General features: G+C 63.2%; 17 protein-coding genes. 4 read left to right on the top strand and 13 right to left on the bottom strand.

Going from position 1 to position 19,589, the window contains the following annotated elements:
- Window positions 1-11: 11 nt before the first annotated feature.
- The 3 genes from RQ865_RS07670 to RQ865_RS07660 form a co-directional block, all read right to left on the bottom strand.
- Window positions 12-938 carry a glycerophosphodiester phosphodiesterase family protein gene (locus RQ865_RS07670; RefSeq protein ID WP_311478613.1) on the bottom strand — a complete coding sequence of 309 codons (927 nt, stop codon included), beginning with the start codon at window positions 936-938 and terminating at the stop codon, window positions 12-14.
- Window positions 939-1,095: 157 nt separating this feature from the next.
- Window positions 1,096-2,043, bottom strand: coding sequence for a Bax inhibitor-1/YccA family protein (locus tag RQ865_RS07665; protein ID WP_311478611.1), 948 nt, complete (start codon window positions 2,041-2,043; stop codon window positions 1,096-1,098).
- A 137-nt stretch (window positions 2,044-2,180) separates the two neighbouring features.
- Window positions 2,181-2,615, bottom strand: a complete 435-nt coding sequence (locus RQ865_RS07660; RefSeq protein ID WP_311478610.1) for a DUF3054 domain-containing protein — start codon at window positions 2,613-2,615, stop codon at window positions 2,181-2,183.
- Between the two features lie 85 nt (window positions 2,616-2,700).
- Between RQ865_RS07660 and RQ865_RS07655 the strand changes: the two genes are divergently transcribed.
- On the top strand, window positions 2,701-3,429 hold the full coding sequence (locus RQ865_RS07655; RefSeq protein ID WP_311478609.1) for an NAD-dependent protein deacylase: 729 nt from the start codon (window positions 2,701-2,703) through the stop codon (window positions 3,427-3,429).
- 83 nt (window positions 3,430-3,512) lie between these two features.
- Here the strand turns inward: RQ865_RS07655 and guaA are convergent, their stop codons facing one another.
- From guaA to RQ865_RS07635, 4 genes are all read right to left on the bottom strand, one after another.
- Window positions 3,513-5,102 carry a glutamine-hydrolyzing GMP synthase gene (guaA, locus tag RQ865_RS07650; RefSeq protein ID WP_311478608.1) on the bottom strand — a complete coding sequence of 530 codons (1,590 nt, stop codon included), beginning with the start codon at window positions 5,100-5,102 and terminating at the stop codon, window positions 3,513-3,515.
- A 62-nt stretch (window positions 5,103-5,164) separates the two neighbouring features.
- Window positions 5,165-5,731, bottom strand: coding sequence for a DUF3817 domain-containing protein (locus RQ865_RS07645; RefSeq protein ID WP_311478607.1), 567 nt, complete (start codon window positions 5,729-5,731; stop codon window positions 5,165-5,167).
- A complete protein-coding gene (locus tag RQ865_RS07640; RefSeq protein ID WP_311478605.1) occupies window positions 5,728-6,663 on the bottom strand; it encodes an SURF1 family cytochrome oxidase biogenesis protein in 936 nt (311 codons plus the stop codon). The genes RQ865_RS07645 and RQ865_RS07640 overlap by 4 nt, the downstream gene beginning before the upstream one ends.
- Before the next feature lie 9 nt (window positions 6,664-6,672).
- Window positions 6,673-7,785 carry a GuaB3 family IMP dehydrogenase-related protein gene (locus RQ865_RS07635; protein ID WP_311478604.1) on the bottom strand — a complete coding sequence of 371 codons (1,113 nt, stop codon included), beginning with the start codon at window positions 7,783-7,785 and terminating at the stop codon, window positions 6,673-6,675.
- A 103-nt stretch (window positions 7,786-7,888) separates the two neighbouring features.
- On the opposite strand from RQ865_RS07635, the gene glpK reads away from it, so the two are divergent.
- Together glpK and RQ865_RS07625 are read left to right on the top strand one after the other, a co-directional pair.
- The gene (glpK, locus tag RQ865_RS07630) at window positions 7,889-9,385 is read left to right on the top strand and encodes a glycerol kinase GlpK (protein ID WP_311478603.1); all 1,497 of its coding nucleotides are present in this window, start codon (window positions 7,889-7,891) and stop codon (window positions 9,383-9,385) included.
- A gap of 232 nt (window positions 9,386-9,617) precedes the next feature.
- The gene (locus RQ865_RS07625) at window positions 9,618-11,810 is read left to right on the top strand and encodes an NADP-dependent isocitrate dehydrogenase (protein WP_311478602.1); all 2,193 of its coding nucleotides are present in this window, start codon (window positions 9,618-9,620) and stop codon (window positions 11,808-11,810) included.
- Window positions 11,811-12,113: 303 nt separating this feature from the next.
- On the opposite strand, the gene guaB is transcribed toward RQ865_RS07625, so the two are convergent.
- The 3 genes from guaB to groES form a co-directional block, all read right to left on the bottom strand.
- Window positions 12,114-13,619: an IMP dehydrogenase gene (gene guaB, locus RQ865_RS07620; RefSeq protein ID WP_311478600.1), complete on the bottom strand. Its 1,506-nt coding sequence runs from the start codon at window positions 13,617-13,619 to the stop codon at window positions 12,114-12,116.
- 110 nt (window positions 13,620-13,729) lie between these two features.
- Window positions 13,730-14,653 (bottom strand): EamA family transporter RarD, encoded by a 924-nt coding sequence (rarD, locus tag RQ865_RS07615; protein ID WP_311478599.1) that lies wholly within the window; start codon window positions 14,651-14,653, stop codon window positions 13,730-13,732.
- A 157-nt stretch (window positions 14,654-14,810) separates the two neighbouring features.
- Window positions 14,811-15,107: a co-chaperone GroES gene (groES, locus tag RQ865_RS07610; protein WP_311478598.1), complete on the bottom strand. Its 297-nt coding sequence runs from the start codon at window positions 15,105-15,107 to the stop codon at window positions 14,811-14,813.
- 142 nt (window positions 15,108-15,249) lie between these two features.
- On the opposite strand from groES, the gene RQ865_RS07605 reads away from it, so the two are divergent.
- Window positions 15,250-16,467 carry a class I SAM-dependent methyltransferase gene (locus RQ865_RS07605; RefSeq protein WP_311478597.1) on the top strand — a complete coding sequence of 406 codons (1,218 nt, stop codon included), beginning with the start codon at window positions 15,250-15,252 and terminating at the stop codon, window positions 16,465-16,467.
- Between the two features lie 41 nt (window positions 16,468-16,508).
- On the opposite strand, the gene RQ865_RS07600 is transcribed toward RQ865_RS07605, so the two are convergent.
- The 3 genes from RQ865_RS07600 to tsaB all read right to left on the bottom strand — a co-directional run bounded on the left by RQ865_RS07600 (window position 16,509) and on the right by tsaB (window position 19,588).
- Window positions 16,509-17,240, bottom strand: a complete 732-nt coding sequence (locus RQ865_RS07600) for a hypothetical protein (protein ID WP_311478595.1) — start codon at window positions 17,238-17,240, stop codon at window positions 16,509-16,511.
- Window positions 17,241-17,348: 108 nt separating this feature from the next.
- Window positions 17,349-18,953 carry a tRNA (adenosine(37)-N6)-threonylcarbamoyltransferase complex transferase subunit TsaD gene (gene tsaD, locus RQ865_RS07595; protein ID WP_311478594.1) on the bottom strand — a complete coding sequence of 535 codons (1,605 nt, stop codon included), beginning with the start codon at window positions 18,951-18,953 and terminating at the stop codon, window positions 17,349-17,351.
- 8 nt (window positions 18,954-18,961) lie between these two features.
- Window positions 18,962-19,588, bottom strand: a complete 627-nt coding sequence (tsaB, locus tag RQ865_RS07590) for a tRNA (adenosine(37)-N6)-threonylcarbamoyltransferase complex dimerization subunit type 1 TsaB (protein ID WP_311478593.1) — start codon at window positions 19,586-19,588, stop codon at window positions 18,962-18,964.
- Window position 19,589: the final 1 nt, after the last annotated feature.

Genomic DNA, 19,589 nt, shown 5'->3' with positions numbered 1-19,589 from the left:
CGACACAATCCCTAGGCGCCGAGCGCGGCAATGGCGCCGGCCGGATCATCACAGAACAGCGCATCCACGCCGGTTTCGGCGAGATAGTGCAGATGGTCGACGGCACTACCGCCAAACGCCGGCGGCAAAAACTGCGGCTCGGGCCGCACCGTGTAGCTAAAAATCTCCAGTCCGCGCTGATGCGCGCGCCGCACCAGGCCGCTACTGAGCTGCGAAACATGCACCGAAATGCCGTGGTGATGCGCGGCCACGCGATCGAGTGCCGCATCCGACAACCACCCCGGCCCGGCCTCGTCATGTTCAGCCACCGCCGGTGCAATCAACAGGATGCGTTTACCCGGCAGGTTCTGTTCGCGCATCCGCTCAAGCAACCCGTATTCAAAACACTCCCAGCGCACATCCCGAAGCGGTGACGCATCCCAGTGTCCGTCAAGCTGCTCAGCAAGCAATTCTGCAAAGTCATAGCCCAGCCGCCGGGTGCGGCCATCATGTTTGAGCTCGATCACGAGCCCCACCTGCGGTGCCGTCAGCTCGGTGAGCGTCACGAGATCGGTCAGCGAAAGAATCTGTGAGAGTCGGGTGCCGCGAGCGTGCTCGCCGACCACCGCACTGTCACGACGTAGCTGCGGCAGACGTTCACGGGCGTTCAGGGTGCGCAGCTCAGCCAGCGTGAAGTCTTCAGCAAACCAACCGGTTTCGGCGATGCGGCCGGCGCGTTTACGAGTGTGCCGCCGCGCATATTCAAACCGTTCGGCGACGTCGGTAGTCGACCCGAGCTCAGGTTCGTGACGCACCACCAGGGTGCCGTCTTTGCTGACTACAAGATCGGGTTCAACGAGGTCTACTCCCGCGGCAAACGCAGCGCGGTAGCTTGCTTCAGTATGTTCGGGTGCCGCACAGGGCGCTCCGCGATGACCAATGATGAGCGGTCGTGCCACACCAATAGTGTTCCGGCAGCGGGTGACGGGGCGGTTACCCGCTCCCGAACGTCAGCCGAATGTTCAACTTCCGAGCCACGCAGATACAGTGCCGGAAACCGCGAGGGCGGCCGCCCGTTCGGGTAGCCGCCCTCGCTAGTTGGGATGCGCCGATGCGCTAATCGTTCGACCGCAAAATCGCGATCAATCGCAGCAGCTCGAGGTAGATGTACACCACGGTCGACACCAGCGCGTAAGCACCCAGCCAACCGTACACGCGCGGGGCACCGTTGCGTGACCCCTGCTGGATGAACTCGAAGTCGGTGATCAGCAGGTACGCACCCATCACCACCGCAAAAATACCGAGGAACACACCCAGCGGAATACCAAAGACCTCAACACCGCGAAGGCCCCACGGATTGTTAGTCACGTTAAACGCCATCAACCCGAAGTTCAAAAGCGAGAACACCAGGTAGCTCAGCCCCGCAATCATGAAGAACTTGGTCAGCTTCGGTGAGGTGCGCACCTTGCCCGACATGAACAGTGCCAGCGTGACGCCAACCACCACGAAGGTTGCCAACACCGCCTGGATCACAACGCCCGGGAAGAACGCCTCGAGATAGGCCGAGTAGCCGCCCACGAGCACACCCTCGGCAACCGCGAACACCATGATCAGCGGCACCCGCACCTGCTTACCGAAGGCGAGCACCAGACCGATGATGAGTGCCGCGAACGAACCGCCGATAGCAAGGCCCAGGCCCACTGCCGGTTGAGCCATAGTGATGAACCAGTTGACGACGGCCGTGACCAGCACGATACCGAACAGCATCGCCGACTTGGCGATCGTGTCTTCCACGCTCATCCGGTCCATCTGGTCGGCCGAAGCTGCGGGCATACCGTATTGGTGGTTCAACGCATCCGCCGAAGGAGCATACTGCTGCTGTGGGCCAGGTTGCTGCCAGCCGGGCTGCTGTTGCTGCCAGCCGGGCTGAGCACCGTATTGCGGAGCGCCCGGTGCTCCGGGTTGCTGCCAGCCGGGAGCCGACTGCGGCTGCGCGGCGTAGGTGGGCTGCTGTGAGGCAGTGCCGTTGAAATAGGGGTTGCGCTCGAGCGCTGCGTTAGCCATTGAAGGGGCCTCCAAGCATAGTCATGGCAAAAGCTTGCGCCCAGTCTACGGATCGTTCCCCAAAAAATCTGCCTGAATTATTCAGCTCGCAACAGTGTTCGCCCACAGCATGACGCTGTGCAAGGTCGGGTCATGCCTCAGGCTGACTTCCCGTCGCGCTCGCTCACCCACTCGGTAAAGGCACGGTCACTGTGCAACACGAGCCTCGGCAGCAAGAAAAGTGCGCCAAGCAGGCCAGCCGTCACCCAAACAAACGGCATGGCGGCGGTATCACCGGTCATCAGGCGAATAGCAACACCGCCGAACACCGTCATGACCCAGATGAACACGCCAGCCACCCAAATTCTTGTTGGAGCGAGCAACACCTTCCGCAGCTGGCCCGCAAACCCAACAAACGTCCATGCGACCGCCAACGCAATCAAAAACGGCATCGCGGTAAGCAAGATCTCGACTATCCCGGTGCCGAGGTGATGGCTCGCGCGGCCTCTGGTGGCGAAGAAGATGACGGCTGCAGCGTCGAGCAAGAGCGCAATCCACGGACGACGGGTATAACCAGCACGAATTGCTTTCACCCGATCAACTCTACACTCGCGGTTTCGGTACGGCCCCGAGCCTGAGGCACGACAATGTCGGTATTGACACGGAACCGGAGGTTCGATGAGCGATAAACTCACGCGGGCGCGACAGACGCTCGCGGCAGCGGAGCAGATCGCTGTTTTGACCGGCGCGGGAATGTCGACTGAGGCGAGCATCCCCGATTTTCGTTCGACCACCGGGCTCTACAGCCGCAGAAGCGACTACCCGCCCGAATACCTGCTCTCGATCAACTGTCTCGACACGCATCCCGAATTGTTCTTCGACTATGTACGCACCAATCTCAACTTTCAAGGGGTGCAACCCGATGCCGCCTATCGGCTGCTGGCAAAACTCGAACAGCGAGGGCGGGTAAGTGGCATCATCACCCAAAACATTGACGGCCTGCACGCGGCAGCCGGTTCACAGCGGGTGCTAGAGGCTCATGGTTCGCTCGCCCGGTTCTATTGCACCGACTGCGGCCGCGGCGCCGATGCCACCGAGCAGCTGCGGCCGCAGGTGCCGTTCCGCTGCGATTGCGGCGGACTGCTGCGCCCCGATGTGGTGCTCTACGGAGAAGCACTGCCGAATGTTGATGCGGCGTTTGAGCTGGCTGACGATGCGGATGCGTTGCTCGTGCTCGGCACCTCGCTGGTGGTATACCCGATTGCAGCGATTCCCCAGCGCTGTCTGACACTCGGCAAGCCCGTGGTGATCGTGAATCGGGACGCCACCGGCTATGAGCACGTCGACGGTGTGATCGAACTGCACACAAGCATCGGTGACACACTGCCCCGGCTATTTGCCGATTAAGCTGCCGGCAGCAGCCGACACTCGCGCGGCGACATTGATCCGACACCCCAACCAAGAAAGCGGCCCGCAGGCCGCCCGCTTGGCTACTCCCACTCGATAGTGCCCGGGGGCTTCGAGGTGACGTCGAGCACTACGCGGTTGACGCCATCCACCTCGTTGGTGATGCGGTTCGAAATGCGCGCGAGCACCTCGTAGGGCAGCCGCGACCAGTCGGCGGTCATCGCATCCTCGCTCGTGACCGGACGCAGCACGATCGGATGCCCGTAGGTGCGACCATCACCCTGCACACCCACCGAACGCACATCCGCGAGCAGCACCACCGGGCACTGCCAGATCTGGCTGTCGAGGTCGGCGGCGGTGAGCTCTTCACGCACAATGGCATCGGCCTCACGCAGCAGGTCGAGGCGCTCACGAGTCACCTCACCGATGATGCGGATACCAAGGCCAGGGCCGGGGAACGGCTGCCGGGCGACGATCACCTCAGGAACTCCGAGTTCGCGACCAATCGCCCGCACCTCATCCTTGAACAGGGCACGTAGCGGCTCAACGAGTGCAAACTTCATGTCTTCGGGAAGCCCGCCAACATTGTGGTGCGATTTGATGTTGGCGGTGCCGGTGCCGCCACCCGATTCGACAACATCCGGGTAGAGGGTACCCTGCACGAGAAACTTGATCTCACCAGGGATGTCATCGGTGCGCGAGGCGGCAACGAGTTCGGCGGCCGTTTTCTCGAATACGCGAATGAACTCGCGACCGATAATCTTGCGTTTGGTTTCTGGGTCGGTAACGCCGGCGAGCTCGCTCAAGAACTGGTCGGCTGCATCCACCACCACTAGGCGCACGCCGGTGGCCGTAACAAAGTCGTTCTCGACCTGCTCGCGCTCACCCGCACGCAGCAAACCGTGATCGACGAACACACAGGTGAGCTGCTCACCCACGGCACGCTGCACCAGCGCCGCAGCCACCGCCGAGTCGACACCGCCCGAAAGTCCGCAAATCACCTCATCGCCGCCGATCTGTTCGCGGATGCGTGCCACCTGCTCATCGATGATCGAGGCTGCGCTCCAGTCGGCAGGCAGCCCCGCCGAGCGGTGCAGAAACGCCTCGATGAGCTCCTGCCCGTGCTGCGAGTGCAGCACCTCGGGGTGCCACTGCACGCCATAGAGTTTGCGCTGCTCGTCGGCGAACGCCGCCACCGGCGTCGCGTCGGTGGCGGCCAACACGTTAAACCCCTCGGGTGCGCGAACCACCGAGTCGCCGTGCGACATCCACACGATCTGGTCGTGCGGCTGGTCGGCGAACAGGGTCGATGCAACCGGTTCAAGCCGCACGGCGGTTGAGCCGTATTCACGCTTGCCGGTGCGGGCAACCTCACCGCCGAGGGCCGTTGCCATGGTTTGGAACCCGTAGCAGATCCCGAGCATGGGGATGCCGAGGGCAAAGATTTCCGAGTCGAAACCGGGCGCATCATCAGCGTAGACACTCGACGGGCCGCCCGAGAGCACGATCGCCACCGGGTTCTTCTCACGCACCTGCGCGGCCGAGATGGTGCTCGGCACGAGCTCACTGTAGACACCGGCCTCACGCACGCGCCGCGCGATCAGCTGAGCGTACTGCGCGCCGAAATCGACGACGAGCACCGGACGGGATTCGGTAACAATTGGGGCAGTCACCCGGCCATTCTATTCCGAACGATGAGTTACCCGCATGTGGCCGCGCTGGCCACCCTCGCGGCCTATTTGTCGGCCGTGGCTCCCCCGCCGCGACGCTCCACTTCGGCCGCGACCTCGGCGTCAAGCGCCGCGCGTTCTGCTTCGCTCAGCGATGCCTCGATGCGATCAAGCTCGTCTTGCTCACTGTCGTGCACCGCCCAGTATTCGGCGTATTCACTCAACTGCCGCTTTGTGCGCCGGGCCATCAGCGCCTCGGTGATGAACGAAAGAAACGGCACTACACCGCCGCCTGCCATCGCCAGCAGCCAGCCCAGTTCCCATTTCATCCGCTGCCAAACAAGGTAGCTGGCAATCAGATACACGACGTAGAACCAGCCATGGATGATGAGAATCCAGCGCGATAGGTTCACCGCCACGACCGTGTTTTCAGGCACCGTGGTGATGAACCCAAACGGCCCCAATAGCTCGATCTCGAGGTGGAAGGCGTACTTCAGCACCATCTCGACCACCAGCAGTAGCAGCAAAATACCGGTGATCCACGCGGTAATTTTGTAGAAACCGAGATAACGCCGAATAGCGCCAAACTCGCGCGGATGCGGGATCGTGCGCGGGTCGATCTGGTCGCTCATAACTCGTCCTTTCGATCAGTCGCCTCGGCGCGCTGCGCCGCAATCGCTAGTAGCTTTTCGCGACGAATTTCAGCTGCCAGTCGTTCGGGCGCTTCGGCCAGCGCAGCTCGCTCGGCCAGGTATTCATCGCGCACCAAACGCCACCAGATGTACAGCGCCATACCGATGAATATGATCCATTCGATGGCGTAGAAGATATTGAGCAGGTTGAGTTGCAGGCTCTGGTCGACACCAACCAGGGTGATCGCTTCGACATCGTTCGGCAGTGAGAGCCCTGGAGTGATATCTGCGCTCACCAGCGTGGCCGAATAATACCCGGGCGACGGTTCTGACCACAGGTTGATCAGCTGCCCCGGCGAGAGCGTCAACACAGTTTGCGGGTCGGCGGCCTTTCTCGCGGGTCGCGGTTCGGCCGGTGGCTGCAGCTGGGCCACCACCCGCACCGTCTCTGCCTCGTCGCCTGCGGGCGGCACGAGGTCGTAGAGGCCTGCCGCGATTTGTTGCGCCCGGTCGCGGTCGGCAACCCAGCCAATTGCCACGGGGATGCTCGGATGCAGGCCAGCTACCGTTTCGGGAGCGTCGATCTCGGCACCCAAGACCGGTTCAGCATCGGCGACGATCAGCCGCGCCATCAACCAATAGCCTTCGGCACCGTCTTGCAGCCGACCCGCAACAACGGCCGTGTCGCGGCCATCCAGCCAGCCCTCAACCGCGACCATTCTCCCGGCGGCCTCCTCGGTGATCCCACTACCGGGGGTGAGCAGTTCACCAAGCGGCGTCTCGCGCTGGTATTCCTCAGCGGCAACCGGTGCCCGCGCGCTGTCGAATGCCGAGGTCAGCTGCCACCAGCTCAGCCAGGCAAAAAACGCGCAGGTGAGCAATACGGCCACAAGTAGCGCCAACCACTTCGGCCGCAGCGCGGTACGCAGCATGCCGCTCACCTAGTTACCGACGATGGCGATATCTGCGCGCTGGAACGACTTCACGTCGGTGTAACCACAATTGGCCATGGCGCTGCGCAGCGCCCCAACGAGGTTCGATTCACCAAGCGCCTGCGAGGCCGGGCCTGTCACGATCTGTTCGAGCGAGCCGGCCGCCCCAACCTCTACTCGGTGCCCGCGCGGTAGACGCTCGTGACGTGCCTCAGCACCCCAGTGCCAGCCGCGTCCGGGAGCTTCGTTGGCGCGTGCTAGCGCGGTGCCGAGCATTACCGCGTCCGCGCCGCAGGCAATGGCCTTCACAATGTCACCTGAAGTGCCCACGCCGCCGTCGGCGATAACGTGCACATAGCGGCCGCCCGATTCATCCATATAGTCGCGACGAGCACCGGCCACATCGGCAACCGCAGTTGCCATGGCCGACTGGATGCCGAGCACACGGCGCGTGGTCGAGGCCGCACCGCCGCCGAACCCTACAAGCACACCGGCCGCGCCAGTGCGCATCAGATGCAGTGCCGAGGTGTAGCTGGCAGCACCGCCCACGATGACCGGGGTGTCGAGCTCGTAAATGAACTTCTTGAGGTTGAGCGGCTCTTTGGTCTGGCTCACGTGCTCGGCCGAAACGGTCGTGCCACGGATAACGAAAACATCGGCACCGGCTGCGAGCACATCTTCGTAGTGATCTTGCGTGCGCTGCGGCGAGAGCGCACCAGCCACCACCACACCGGCTTCACGCAGCTGCTGCAGCCGAGCCTTAATGAGCTCGCCCTTAATCGGCTCGGCATAGATCTGCTGGATACGTGCGGTCGCCTGCTTGATCGGCAGGTCGGCGATTTCAGCCAGCAGCGGCTCAGGGTCTTCATAACGGGTCCACAACCCCTCGAGGTCGAGCACACCAAGGCCACCAAGCCTGCCAAACTCTATCGCGGTTGCGGGGCTCATCACCGAGTCCATCGGTGCGGCCATAAACGGCACGTCGAAGTTGAACGCATCGATCTTCCACGCGGTGCTCACGTCCTGCGGATCACGTGTGCGGCGCGAGGGCACAATCGCAACATCGTCGAACGAGTACACGCGGCGGGCACGCTTGGCGCGGCCGATCTCAATTTCACTCACCCTTCTAGGGTATCCCGTCCACTACTGCGAGGAGACAGAACCGGCATCGACCCACCTCGCTGCCGCTGACGCAGGGACGAGCTTCACCTGTCAAACTAGAAAAATGAGCGAGTTCATCTGCGCTATCGACCAGGGCACAACGTCGTCGCGAGCCATTATTTTCGACCGCACCGGACGCATCCGTGGCACCGGCCAGCGCGAACACGCCCAGCACTTCCCCAATCCGGGATGGGTCGAACACGACGCGCTCGAAATCTGGCGCAATGTGCGCGAGGTGATCGGGCTCGCACTCGGCGCCGCCGAGATCACCGCCGCGAATCTCGCCGCCGTTGGCATCACCAACCAGCGCGAAACCACAGTGCTGTGGAGCCGTCAAACCGGGCTGCCGGTGCATCCGGCAATCGTGTGGCAAGACACCCGCACCGAGGCCGTCGTGCAACGATTCGCACCGCAAGCCGACCGCATCCGCGAGCGCAGCGGACTGTTCCCCAGCACCTATTTTTCGGCAACCAAACTCGTGTGGCTTTTCGAGCACGATCCGCAGCTGCGCGAACGAGCTCGCGCGGGCGAGCTCATGTTCGGCACTGTCGACTCGTGGCTGCTGTGGAACCTCACCGGCGGAGTCAACGGCGGGGTGCACGCCACCGACGTCACCAACGCCTCACGCACACTATTGATGAACATCGACAGCTGCCAGTGGGATGCGCAACTGCTCGAGATCTTCGATATTCCGGCCGAGATCTTGCCCGAGATTCGCTCGTCGAGTGAGGTGTACGGCACCGCTGCCGCACAGTCACTTGTGCACGGCACTCCCATCGCCGGCATTTTGGGCGACCAGCAGGCCGCAACTTTCGGGCAGGCGGCGTTTACTGCCGGATCGGCGAAAAATACCTACGGCACCGGCTCGTTCTTGCTCTATAACACCGGTGAAACACCGGTGCGGTCTGAGCACGGCCTACTCACCACCGTGGCCTATCAGCTCGGTGAAGCCGCACCCGTGTATGCGCTCGAAGGTTCGGTAGCGGTGACCGGTTCGCTGGTGCAGTGGCTGCGCGACAATCTCGGAGTAATTGACTCGTCGGCGGCAATTGAGCCGCTGGCAAGCTCGGTTGCCGACAACGGCGGCTGCTATATCGTGCCCGCGTTTTCGGGATTGTTTGCGCCCTGGTGGCGACCGGATGCGCGCGGCGTCATCACGGGGCTCACCGGCTATGTGCACCGCGGCCATATTGCCCGCGCGGCACTCGAATCGACCGCCTACCAGGTGTTGGATGTGCTGCGCGCCTGCGATGCCGATGCCGGGGTGCCGCTTACCGAGCTGCGCGTCGATGGCGGTATGACCGTGAACAATATGCTCATGCAGTTCCAGGCGGATGTGCTGGATGTTGCGGTGGTGCGCCCCGAGGTGGTCGAGACTACCGCCCTCGGTGCTGCCTATGCAGCCGGGCTCGCGGTGGGGTTCTGGCAGTCGCTGGATGAGCTGAGCGGGTTGTGGCGGGAAGATCGCCGTTTCACCCCGCAAATGTCTGATCCCGAGCGGAAGCGCCTGGTGGCGGGCTGGCGGCGAGCGGTTGAGCATTCGTTCGGGCTGGCAAACTAGCCCAGCCCGGCCTATCGCGGTGCTGGAGTACCACGTGCGCACTGTTCACCGTCGTGAAGTTCGAGGTCGCTAGACTCGAAGAGAAATCTCGATATCAAGAGAGTTTGTCGGCTCGGCTGCTCGAATCGTCAGCTGGCACCGAACCGGTTTTGGTTCGATAGAGCTAACCGGCTGGGGCGATGACAGCATCCCGACCCACCGCTTTCTGTGATCACGATTGGAGCGCACGCTAATGGCGAAGATCATCTACACCTACACTGACGAGGCCCCCTTCCTTGCCACCCACTCGTTCTTGCCGATCGTGCAGGCATACGCACGGCAGGCAGGCGTTGAGGTCGACACCCGCGATATCTCGCTCGCCGGCCGCATCCTCGCCAACTTCCCCGAGGCACTCGACGAATCACAGCGCATCGGTGACGCCCTCGCCGAACTCGGCGCCCTCGCCAAAACTCCCGAGGCCAACATCATCAAACTGCCGAATATCTCGGCCTCGATTCCGCAGCTGAAGGCCGCCATCGCCGAACTGCAATCGCAGGGCTACGCGGTGCCCGACTACGACGCCTCACCCGAGGTGCAGGCCCGCTACGACAAGATCAAGGGCTCGGCCGTGAACCCGGTGCTGCGCGAGGGCAATAGCGACCGCCGCGCACCCAGCGCAGTGAAAAACTTTGCCCGCAAGCACCCGCACTCGATGGGCACGTGGGTCAGCACTTCGAAGACGCGCGTTGCAACCATGGGCAACAACGACTTCCGTTCGAATGAGCAGTCGGTGGTGATGCCCGCCGACGACACCCTAACCATCCGCCATATCGACGCCGCAGACAACACTACCGTGCTCAAGAGCGACCTCGCCGTGCTCGCCGGTGAGGTTATCGATTCGACAGTGATGCGCGCCGCCGCACTCGACGAGTTTCTGCGTGCCCAGGTTGCGCTCGCCAAAGCAGAGAACGTGCTGTTCTCAACCCACCTGAAGGCCACCATGATGAAGGTCAGCGACCCAATCATCTTCGGCCACGTGGTGCGCGCCTACTTCCCCGACCTGTTCGACACCTACGGGGATGTGCTCGCCGCCGCCGGTCTCTCACCTAACAACGGCCTCGCGAGCATCATCGCCGGTGTTGAAAACCTGCCCGAACGCGACGAAATCCTCACCGCAATCGAACGCGGCTACGCTGACGGTCCACGCCTGGCCATGGTGAACAGCGACAGGGGCATCACCAACCTGCACGTCCCCAGCGACGTGATTGTGGATGCATCCATGCCCGCCATGATTCGTATCGGTGGCAAGATGTGGGGCCCGCAGGGTGAAGAAGACGACACGATCGCTGTGCTCCCCGACTCGTCATACGCCGGTGTCTACCAGGCCGTAATCGACGATTGCAAGACCAACGGCGCCTACGATCCGGCCACGATGGGTTCGGTGCCGAACGTTGGCTTGATGGCGCAGAAGGCCGAGGAATACGGCTCGCACGACAAAACCTTCGAAATTGCCGCCGATGGCCGCGTCGAAGTGGTGAACTCGGCCGGTGAAGTGCTCATGTCACATGAGGTCGCCGCTGGCGACATCTGGCGCGCCTGCCAAACCAAGGATGCACCGATTCGCGACTGGGTGAAACTGGCGGTCACCCGCGCCCGCCTGTCGAACACCCCGGCAGTGTTCTGGCTCGACGAAACCCGCGCACACGACCGCAACCTCATCGCCAAGGTAAACGAGTACCTCGGTGAGCACGACACCGAGGGGCTAGATATCCGCATCCTCTCGCCGATCGAGGCTACGAAGTTCTCGGTGGAGCGCATCCGTCGCGGCGAAGACACCATCTCGGTGACCGGCAACGTGCTGCGTGACTACCTCACCGATCTATTCCCGATTCTCGAGGTGGGCACTTCGGCGAAGATGCTGTCGGTGGTGCCGCTGATGAACGGTGGTGGTCTGTTTGAGACCGGTGCCGGTGGCTCAGCGCCGAAGCACGTCGAGCAGCTGGTGGCCGAGAACCACCTGCGCTGGGATTCGCTGGGTGAGTTCATGGCGCTGGCCGAGTCGTTCCGTTTCGAGTCGCAGCGCGGCAACGCTGCGGCGGGTGTGCTTGCCGACACGCTCGATGCCGCCACCGAACGGTTGCTGGATGAGGGCCGCTCGCCCTCGCGCAGGGCCGGCGAGATCGACAACCGCGGTTCGCACCTGTGGCTCGCTCGCTATTGGGCTGAGGCGCTCGCCCAGCAGAGCGACGATGCCGAGCTGGCCGCAAAGTTTGCGCCGCTGGCGGCCGCCTTCGCCGCAGATGGCGACGCGATCGCCCAAGAACTGCTGGCTGTGCAGGGGCACGCCGTTGAGCTGGGCGGCTACTACCGTCCCGACACCGGCAAAACCAACGCGGTGATGCGTCCGAGTGCGAAGTTCAACGAGCTGCTCGACCTGCTCGCCTAGCACCGCCGGCCCCGCTCGCGCGCCCCACGCGCACCCACTTCGCCGGACGCGCTAACTTCTCCGGACGCCTAACCTCGCCAAGTGTGTGCCTCCGCGTCATTTGTATGTGGCAGAACACACACAAATGACGCGAACACACACAAATCCCGTGATGTGGGGTCACGAGCGCGGGCGAGGTCGCGCGGTCGGAGGCGGAGGCGCACGCGCGGGGCGGAGGCGCGCGAGCGGCGGGCCGCTCGGCAACCCGCCCAGATGCAATGAGGGTGGGGCACCACGTCGGGGTGCCCCACCCTCATTCAGCGCTTAGCGGCGGTAGTTCGGGGCCTCCACCACCATCTGTACATCGTGCGGATGCGATTCTTTCAGCCCCGCGGGCGTGATCCGCACGAAGCGGCCGCGCTGCTGCAGCTCGGGCACCGTGCGCGAACCCACATAGAACATCGACTGGTGCAGGCCGCCAATCAGCTGGTGCACGTTTTGCCGCACCGTGCCCCGATAGGGCACCTTGCCCTCGATCCCCTCGGCAATGAGGTCGTCGTCACTGGGCACATCCGCCTGGAAGTAGCGGTCGCGCGAATACGAGGTCTTCTTGCCGCGCGTTTGCAGCGCCCCCAGCGAACCCATCCCGCGGTATTGCTTGTATTGCTTACCGTTCACGAAAATCAGATCGCCCGGAGCCTCATCGGTGCCCGCCAGCAGCGACCCGAGCATCACCGAGTTCGCCCCGGCGACCAGTGCCTTCGCGATATCGCCCGAGTACTGTAGGCCACCATCGGCGATTACCGGCACACCGCTGCCGCTAGCAGCCTGTGCGGCCTCGTAGATCGCGGTCACCTGCGGAACCCCCACACCGGCAACCACGCGCGTGGTGCAGATCGAACCGGGGCCGACACCCACCTTGATCGCATCCGCGCCGGCATCAATGAGTGCCTTTGCGCCCTCGCGGGTGGCGATATTGCCGCCGATGATGTCAACGTTCTTGAATGCCGGGTCGCTCTTCAACCGCTTGATCATCTCAATCTCACCGCGCGATTGACCGTTGGCAGTGTCGACCACGATGACATCCACACCGGCATCGCGCAACGCACCGGCGCGCTCCCACGCGTCACCGAAGAAACCGATTGCGGCACCGACGATAAGCCTGCCCTGCGCATCCTTTGACGCGTTCGGGTATTTGTCGCGCTTGTCAAAGTCTTTAACGGTGATCAGCCCTCTGAGCACACCATCTTTATCGACCAGCGGCAGCTTCTCGATGCGGTGGCGACCGAGCAGCGCAAACGCTTCGTCACCGTCAATACCGACCTCGGCGGTGATCAGCGGCTGCGAGGTCATCACCTCGCGCACCCTGGTGGTGCGCATTTCGCTCATCGGCACGAAGCGCATGTCACGGTTCGAGATGATGCCGACAAGCTTGTTGCTGCCCTCTTCAACGACCGGCAAACCCGAGATACGGTACTGGCCGCAGATCTCATCAACCTCGGCGACGGTCATGTCGGGGGTCGCGGTCACCGGGTTGGTGATCATGCCCGACTCAGAACGCTTCACACGGTCGACCATCTCGGCCTGATCTTCGATCGACACATTGCGGTGCAGGATGCCCAAACCACCCTGGCGGGCCATGGCAATCGCCATCCGCGACTCGGTAACCGTGTCCATTGCTGCCGAGATCAGCGGCACCTTGACCGAGATATTGCGGGTTACCCGGGTGGTAGTGTCAACTTCGCTGGGGATGACGTCGGTTTCTTCGGGGAGAAGAAGGACGTCATCGTAGGTGAGTCCGGTGAGGGCGAACGGGTTATGCTCGGTCATTCTGCTCGGCTCCAGGATCTACGGGTTGATACACAGCGTGACTTTCATCTTACGCCGGGCACCCGCAGCTGTCGGTGTGCGCAGCCTCACCCACAGCTTGCGGCATGGAGCTAGACACCGGGAGTGGGCACCACCAGGTTCCGGCTTGCGCGCAGATCGCGCACCATGTCAATCACGAACAGCGCCAACGCCGCCCACACAATCGCGAAAGCGATCCAACGCTCCATCGGCATGTGTTCGCGAAACAGCACGAGCCCGGCAATGAACTGCAGCGTCGGCCCCAAAAACTGAAAGAAGCCGATTTCGATCAGCGGCAGTTTGGCGGCGGCCGACGCAAACAGTAGCAGCGGCAGGCTCGTGATCACCCCGGCCAAAAGCAGCACCACAGTGTGCCCGAGCGAGACCGTGCCAAAGGTAAAACTCCCCTGCACAATCACCACAGCCAGCAAAACCACCGCCACCGGTGTCACCATGACGGTTTCGAGCATGAATCCCGCAACCGGGTCGACTCGCCCGCTGATCGCTTTTTTCACCACGCCATACAGCGCAAACGTGGTCGAAACTGAAAGCGCCAGCCAGGGTGGTGAGCCGTATCCCACAATCAGCACCACCACCGCTATGGCTGCGAGCACGAGCGCCATCACCTGCAGCGGCCGCAATCGCTCACCGAAGATGAGCATCCCGAACAGCATCGACATGAGCGGGTTGAGGTAGTAGCCAAGTGCCCCCTCAAGTGGCTTGTTCAGCTCAACCGTCCACACATACAGCAGCCAGTTGCCAAGCACCAGCACTCCCGCTAGCGCCAGCAGCAACACCGTGCGTCGCTCGCGCAGCAGTGCAGTGAATCGCGACCAGCGCCGTGTGAGCTGCAGCACGCCCGCACAGAACACCACCGAGAGCAGCACCCGCCACGCAATGAGCTCGAGTGTGCCGGTCGGGCGGGTAAACCACAGATAGATGGGGAGGATGCCCCAGATCCCGTACGCAAAAAGTGCGTGGGTGATGCCGATAGCCCGGTCGCTGCGGTGCGTCATGGATGCATCGTAGAGGTTTTCGCAGTCGGCCGGGCAGCCGGCGGCATCGAGAGTAAGGGGAGCTTGGTCGCCGAAATATGCAACGGGGCGCCACCGTACTCGGTGACGCCCCGCGCGTCTGAATGCCGATGTCAGCGCATCGGCAAGCCACTTGTGCTTAGAGCACCTTCGCCAGCACGTCGCGTGCCGACAGCAGCAGGTAGGTGTCACCCGCGTACTTCACCTCGGTGCCGCCGTACTTCGAGTAGATGACCTTGTCACCGACTTCGACATCGAGCGGGATGCGGTGCTCGCCTTCGTCATCGAAACGGCCCGGACCCACCGCGACAACTTCACCCTCCTGGGGCTTCTCTTTCGCGGTGTCGGGGATGACCAGACCCGAGGCGGTGGTCTGCTCGGCCTCGAGCTGCTTGATGAGGATGCGATCTTCGAGCGGCTGGATGTTCACCGACACAGTTGACCTCTTTCGTTGCAGAAATGCTTACTGGGTAAGTCTTAGCACTCTCACCCTGAGGGTGCTAACGATTACTTTACGGCCGGTTGCCTGGAGGTTCCAACTGAGCGCGCTCCCCGTTGTACGCCATTAGCGTAGAAGTATGAATCTCGACGATGCCCGAACACTGCTCACCCCCGAAACAGTCGCGCTGCTCAACCAGTTTGCCAAGCTGGGTTCGGGGCGTGATGCGCTCTCGGCAGTGAGCGCGCTGCGCCGCGCCGGCGCCACCCCTCGACAGTCGGCGGTGATCATGACACAGCTCAAACTGCGCCGGCAGGCACACGTCAAGTTTGGGGAGTTTGCGCAGCGGATGCTGTTCACTCGCGACGGCCTCGCGCAGGCCACTCGCCTCGAAGTTGCCGCTCATCACGCGAACCGTTTTCGCCACGCGGGATGCGTACGGGTCGCCGATTTGGGATGCGGTATCGGTGCCGATTCGATGGCACTCGCTGGCCTGGGCTTTGAACTGCTGGCGGTGGATGCCGACGAGGTGACGGCGGCGATCGCCACCCACAATTTGGCGCTGTTCCCCAACGCCACTGTCGCACATGCGCGCGCCGAAGATGTGGACCTCACCGGTTTTGACGGAGTATTTCTCGACCCGGCGCGACGCGCCCAGCGAGAGGGCGCCACCGAACCGGGAGACAGCGTACGGCTCAGCGACCCAGCACAGTGGCAGCCCTCGCTCGAGTTCGCATTCGGGTTCGTCGATGGCACGCGCGCGGTAGGAGTCAAACTGGGCCCGGCGCTCGATCACAACCTCATTCCTGACACCGCCGAGGCGCAGTGGGTTTCTGTGGGTGGTGATCTTGTTGAGTGTTCCCTGTGGTTTGGTGCGGCCGCCCGTGACCGGGTGCGTCGCAGCGCACTACTGATTTCGGCGAGCGGCACCGGCGAGATGACCGCGGCGACCTCAATTGCAGATGCGGTGCCCGATGCCGCTGTCGGCGAGCTGGGGGCATGGCTGCATGAACCGGATGCGGCCATTATTCGCGGCCGTTTCATTGGCCAGTTGGCGGCGCAGTTTGGTGGCCGGATGATTGCCCCGCAGATTGCTTGGATCACCACGGATGGGGCCGTCGAAACCCCGTTTGCTAAATCATTTCGGGTGCTCGAGCAGTTCAAACTCGATATCGCCACACTCAAGCGTGAACTGCAAGAGCGCGAGATTGGCACGCTCGAGATTAAGGTGCGCGGGGTTGATATCGACCCGCAGGATTTCCGTCGCAAGCTGCAATTAAAGGGCCACGGGTCGGCCACGCTCATCTGCACGCGGCTGGGCGAACGGCGCGTAGCCATCCTCGCTGAACGCGCCTAGGGCGCAGCCAACCGAAAGCCGCTCGCGCGAAACTCGGTGAGCTAGACGATTAACAGCACAACCAGTGTGGCCACCGCGAGCGCCACCGCCACGGCACCACCGCCGGTGGCGAGCATCGACAGCATCCGGTTCGATTGACGCATCCCGATCACACCCGCGACGATGGCTCCGACCCCGAGCACCCCGCCAACGATCCAAGCCGAGCCGGGAAACATTAGCGCAACCAGTGCGCCAACTGCGAGCACGAGCGCGGTGTAGGCGACCGTCTGCGGTACGGGGGCTTGCGCGGGTGCGTGACCATACTGGGTCGGCGCGAACTGCCCCTCGGTTGCGGGAGCGTATCCCGCGTTGGGAGGTAGCCCGGGCATTTCTTGTTCGCGTGCGCGTTCGGGCATAAACGCCCGCTGCCCTGGTGCCTGGTAGCCGGAGTTGTCTTCGGTGACACCAAACGTGCCGCCGGCTGCGGGAACTTCGCGGTTGCCGTCACGCACCACAGCGTCAACGGTTGAGGGTTCAGCACCGGTTTCGGGAAGCATGGGCCGGGCGCGCTCGATGCGGTCGTCTGCTGCGACCGCCGCATCGCCGGCCGGGTTAACCGGGTGGGCGCCGCTGGCGGCACCGTAACCCGAATCTTCGTCAGTAACCCCAAATGTGCCGCCGGCTGCGGGAACGGCCGCTTCGCTAGCATCCTCCTCGTTAAGGTGGATCACTTCATCGATTTCGGGCTCGTTCGCCGGCATGGGGTTCTGCGATCGTTCGTTCGATGCCGTCATCACGCCTCCAGGTAACACTGTTCGTCGTCGTCATCTTATGAGGTAAAAGTTTGCAACTCGCCGGTAATGCTGCTGCCGGTTTGCGGATCACACAAAAGTCTGAGGAGTTTACCGTGTCGTTTCGACTTCTGGGCTGGTTGTCGAGGTCAGTTCTGCCGCTCCCACAATCACCTGGGCGCAGGTCATCGGCAGGGTTGAATCGGCAGCAAAGCTCACCGGTGATGGTGCGCGCCCGGCCGCGACGAGTTCGGCTCCGAGAGCAGCGATCATGGCGCCATTATCGGTGCATAGCGAAAGCGGCGGTACATGCAGCGACACACCGGCTGCTGCGCAGCGCTGTTCGGCGAGCTCGCGCACGCGGGCGTTAGCCACCACACCGCCACCGAGTAGCAGTCGCGGGATACCTTCGTGCTGGCAGGCGTCGAGCGCTTTGGTGAGCAGCACATCGGCCACGGCTTCGCGGAAGCTTGCGGCAATATCCGCAAGCGGCACTGTTTCGCCACGATCCGCATACCCCTCGACTGTGCGCGCCACCGAGGTTTTGAGCCCCGAAAACGAGAAATCGAACCGGTGCCGGTCACGATCTTTGGGATGCGTCAACCCGCGCGGGAAGCTGAAGGCTGTGGCGTTGCCGTCGGCGGCAACGCGGTCGATATGCGGGCCGCCAGGATACGGCAGACCGAGCACGCGCGCCACCTTGTCGAATGCTTCGCCAGCGGCATCATCAATAGTTTCGCCCAGCAGCCGAGAGTCGCCAGTGAGCGAATCCACTCGGATGAGTGAAGTGTGGCCGCCTGAAACCAGCAGCGCGATCGCGGGAAATTCGATGGCGGCGCCCTCGTCACGCAAAAGGTCGGCAGCAACGTGCCCAACCAGGTGGTTGACGCCGTACAGCGGCTTGCCGGTGGCTGCTGCGAGTGCCTTGGCAGCCCCCACCCCCACCATGAGTGCGCCGGCAAGGCCAGGCCCCGCGGTAACGGCAACCGCATCGATTTCATTCAGTTCGACACCGGCTTCATCGAGCGCTTGGCGCAGCACCGGCACGATCGCGTCGGCGTGTGCCCGAGCGGCCACTTCTGGCACCACGCCACCGTATTTGGCATGTTCGTCCATTGATGAAGCCACCGCGTTCGCCAGCAGTTCACGGCCGCGCACAATACCGACACCGGTTTCGTCACAGCTCGATTCAACGCCGAGCACAAGCGGCTGTTTGGGTGCGCCCGCACGCAATTTCGTGTCGATCGCAGCGAGCAGCCGGCGCGCATCGGCACGCATCACGATTGCCGCGCACTGCTCGGCCGGATAGTAGTTTTCACGGCGACCGATCTCGGTGAACCCGAGCGACTCGTAGAGCATGCGTGCCGGGGTGCCGGTTTCGCGCACCTCAAGAAATAGCTGCTTCGCACCCCGGTTCACGGCCCAGGCTGCACCTTCGCGAAGCAGGCGCGTGGCGAGCCGGTGACGGCGATAGTCGGCGGCCACAGCGATGGTCTGCACATCGGCTTCCCCCGCGCCTTCGGCCGCGAGTACCCCCAACGCACCAACGACGGCGTCCGCCACTTCGGCCACCCAATAACCGGTGTGTTCGCTTGCAAGCTCACTGGCAAATGCGGTCTCGCTCCACGAAGCCTGCGGGAACGACTGAGCGTCGAGTTCGACCAGCTGCGGCAAGTCGGCGGCGGTTGCGCGGCGGATCGCGGGCTGGTTCGTCATTGCCTGAATCATGCGGTCACTCGTTTCGGCTGCGCACCGGGTGTTGCATCCGGGGCGCGCAGGTAGAGGATGTCATCGGCAATATCGGGCAGTTGCGCCTGCTGTGCCTCTAGCCACGCGAGCGTGAGATGGTGCGCTGAAACCTGGCGAGCATCCGCCCGGGCCAGTTCGGGATCGGCGGCGAGGATGCCAGCGACATCGCCCGGCGCTATCAGCGTGAATCCCACACGCGAACGCAGCTCGCCATGTTCATAACGGGATGCGGCGAGCTCACGGCGGCGAGCATCCGTGGTCACCAACACCGGGCCGGTGTGGTCGCTGCCATGCCGCCATTCGTGCGCGATTGCGTCGTGGCTGGCAACGGGATGCAGCCGGATGCCGGCGGCAAACGCAAAGGTGCGTGCCGCAGCCACCCCCACCCGCAATCCCGTGAATGGCCCGGGGCCCATACCGCAAACAATGCCGTCAAGGTGCCGTGGACGCAGCCCCGCCTCACGCAGCACCTGTTCGATCGCCACACCGATTGCTTCAGCGTGCCGCCGCGCATCCGGTAGGCGGTATTCGGCAAGCAATCGTCCGGCGTCGGTAACCACCGCGACATCGGTGCCGGCCGAGGTGTCGATCGCAAGAAACATA

Source organism: uncultured Gulosibacter sp. (assembly GCF_963509965.1).
GTDB lineage: Bacteria > Actinomycetota > Actinomycetes > Actinomycetales > Microbacteriaceae > Gulosibacter.
Note: the sequence above shows the minus strand (reverse complement) of the source record. Positions and strands in the feature narration are given on the sequence as shown.